Genomic DNA, 2,842 nt, shown 5'->3' on the forward strand with positions numbered 1-2,842 from the left:
CGTCTACACGGCCGGCGAGTCCCTGCTGATGGGGAGCCTCGCGGACTCGGATCTCGGGCGGGCCCGGCGCTTTCTGGACACGCGTCTGTGGGGCGCGTACGCGGCCGTGAAGTACGGGGCCGCCTCCGTCCGGCCGGGCGGTTCCGTGGTGCTGACCACGGGGACCGCGGGTCGGCGCCCCCTGCCGGGCACCAGCGTGGCGGCAAGTCTGTGCGGCGCGATGGAGTCGCTGACGCGGGCTCTCGCCCTGGAACTGGCGCCGGTCCGGGTGAACGCGGTCTCGCCCGGAGTGGTCCGCACCGAGCTCTGGCGTGACCTGGCCGAAGAGGAACGGGACGGACTCTTCCGGTCGTCCGCCGAGTCCCTTCCGGTGGGCCGGGTGGGACTTGCGGAGGATGTCTCGGAGGCGTACCTGTACCTGATGCGCGGCGGCTACAGCACGGGGTCCGTCGTGGTCGTGGACGGTGGTGGCGTCCTGGTCTGAACCGTGCGCGGCCCGGCCGGGGACGGTCGGGCCGCGGGTCAGGCCGCGGCTTCGTCCGCGGTGGCCACAGGGTGGGAAGGCGTTCGCCGTCAGCAGTATCCGGTGCGGAGGAAGCCCCGCTGGGACGGGCGGCCCAGGTTCAGGGGGATGTCGGTACGACTGGGGAGACGGTCGAACGACATGTTCGCAACGATGAACTCCCGCCCCGTGTATCTCTCCCGTACGGACTGCGCGGCGGCGGGCTTGCAGACGAAGGGGTTGGCGTAGGTGTTGTAGCCGAGCCCGACGCCGGTGTTGAGGAATCCCGCGTCCTGGCACTGGTACAGCACGCCCCGCAGGGCTCCGGCGGTCCTGGGGCCGTGGTAGCGGGAGGCGAACTTACGGAAGCAGGACTTCGACTCGCCGCCGTCGTAGGGGGACGGTCCGGCGGCGGCAAGGGCGCCGAGAAAGTCGCGGTCGCAGCCGATGGCGGCCGTCGGGGCCTTCCCCTGGAGCAGGGCGGTCCTGCCGCAGCCGGTCACCTTCTGGAAGGCACTGACGACGTCCTGGCGCGGGCCCAGCCGGGAGTACGCGTAGACGAGCGCGGTCTGTGCCGCGAGCGGGTACGCCCGGGTGCCACCGACCTTCTCGTCGAGCAGCCGGAACCAGGTCTCGAACGCCGGCACCTCCACCCGGACGCCGGCCGGGAGGGTGAAGACCTCCAGATCGGTCGGGGTGTCCCAGGTGTCCAGGCCCGGGTAGCCGACGTAGGACAGAATGCCGATGCCGACCTTCGCGGGGCTGTCGCCGTACCGGTGACGCAGTGCCAGGTAGTGCTCCAGGTTGGTGCTGGAGGCGGTCCACGCGTACCAGAAGCCCGGGGGATAGAGCGAGGTGCCGCCTCGTGTGTGCGTCGTGCCGAACAGGGACGGTGAGACGCAGCGGACCTGCCGAGCGTTCCACGCGGCCCTGTACTGACTGGGTGTGGAGAGGCACCCGGCCCGCGCGCGCGGCATCGTGCGCCGTGATTCGGACGACGCGCTCTGTCCGCTTCCCAGCACAAGGGCGCTGACGGCGAGGGTGACGAGCAGCGGCCTGCCGAGGCCGGCTCGCGGACGGGCGAGACGCATGGGCGCTCCCTGGAACTCGATGGGTCGGTTCGGGCGAGCCGGCCGGACACGGATCGGTTCGCCGGTGATCAGTCTGTCCAGGCACGGGGTGCCGGGCGATCCGATTGCTCCGCATGGCGGGGCGGGCAGCGTGCGCCGCGGATCCGGACGTCGCCGCCGGAGCGGATCGCCGGAGCGGTTCGCGGGCGCGGATCGACGGTGGTCCGTGGCGGGCCGTTCCCGGAGACCGTGACACCGCGCCCGGAAGGACACGTACGCGACGCCCCGCGGACCTCGGCGTCAACTTCCGTGCAGCTCAGGGCAGTTCCACGCCAACGTTGTCAGATCCGACTGGTCTACACCCTTGACTGGTACAGACCAAAGCGGTTGAGTGTGGCCCCACACCCCCCACCGTGGCCGCCCCGGATGCCGTGACCGACCCCCTCGGCGCGTGCGCACAAGGCTCTGACCTTGCCTCCGGTGCGGCCTGGCACCGCAAAGGAACTGATCCTGTGTCGAAGCGCCGCCTCTCCGCCCTCCTGGCCGCGATCGTGGTCGGAACAGCCGCACCGGTACTGCTCCCGGCAGCCGGTGCTTCCGCCGCGTCCTGTTCGAGCTATCCGAACTGGGTGGCCGGCAGGTCGTACGTCACCGGCAACATCGTCCGCTACACCGACGGCAAGGCCTACATCGCCGAGCACGACAACCCGGGCTACGACCCCGTCATCAGCACCTGGTTCTGGGAGCCCTACGCCTGTGACGGCGGCTCCACGAACCCCTCCGGCTTCGCCGTGAGCGAGGCGCAGTTCAACCAGATGTTCCCGAACCGGAACTCCTTCTACAGCTACAACGGCCTCAAGGCCGCCCTGAGTTCCTACCCGGGCTTCGCCAACACCGGCAGCGACACCGTCAAGAAGCAGGAGGCCGCGGCCTTCCTCGCCAACGTCAACCACGAGACCGGCGGACTGGTCTACGTGGTGGAACAGAACACCGCCAACTACCCGCACTACTGCGACTGGAGCCAGCCCTACGGCTGCCCGGCCGGCCAGTCCGCCTACTACGGCCGAGGCCCGATACAGCTCAGCTGGAACTTCAACTACAAGGCAGCGGGCGACGCGCTGGGCATCGATCTCCTCAACAACCCGAACCTCGTCCAGACCGACTCCTCCGTCGCCTGGAAGACGGGGCTCTGGTACTGGAACACGCAGTCGGGACCCGGCTCGATGACACCGCACAACGCGATGGTCAACCAGGCCGGCTTCGGCCAGAC

General features: G+C 70.0%; 3 protein-coding genes. 2 read left to right on the forward strand and 1 reads right to left on the reverse strand.

Annotation, left to right across the window (positions count from 1 at the left end; translation table 11 throughout):
- On the forward strand, positions 1–484 hold a 484-nt coding region (locus ABZV34_RS38190; protein WP_356287521.1), incomplete at its 5' end, for an SDR family oxidoreductase.
- Positions 485–573: 89 nt separating this feature from the next.
- Here the strand turns inward: ABZV34_RS38190 and ABZV34_RS38195 are convergent.
- Positions 574–1,593, reverse strand: a complete 1,020-nt coding sequence (locus ABZV34_RS38195; RefSeq protein WP_356287523.1) for a hypothetical protein — start codon at positions 1,591–1,593, stop codon at positions 574–576.
- A 491-nt stretch (positions 1,594–2,084) separates the two neighbouring features.
- Between ABZV34_RS38195 and ABZV34_RS38200 the strand changes: the two genes are divergently transcribed.
- The coding region (locus ABZV34_RS38200; protein WP_356287526.1) for a glycoside hydrolase family 19 protein at positions 2,085–2,842 on the forward strand (758 nt) is incomplete at its 3' end.

The sequence above is a fragment of the Streptomyces sp. NPDC005195 genome (assembly GCF_040608315.1).
Lineage (GTDB): Bacteria > Actinomycetota > Actinomycetes > Streptomycetales > Streptomycetaceae > Streptomyces > Streptomyces kaempferi.

Coding starts and splice junctions, on each gene's coding strand:
- ABZV34_RS38195 (WP_356287523.1), bottom strand. CDS start 1,593: ATGCGTCTCGCCCGTCCGCGAGCCGGCCTCGGCAGGCCGCTGCTCGTC.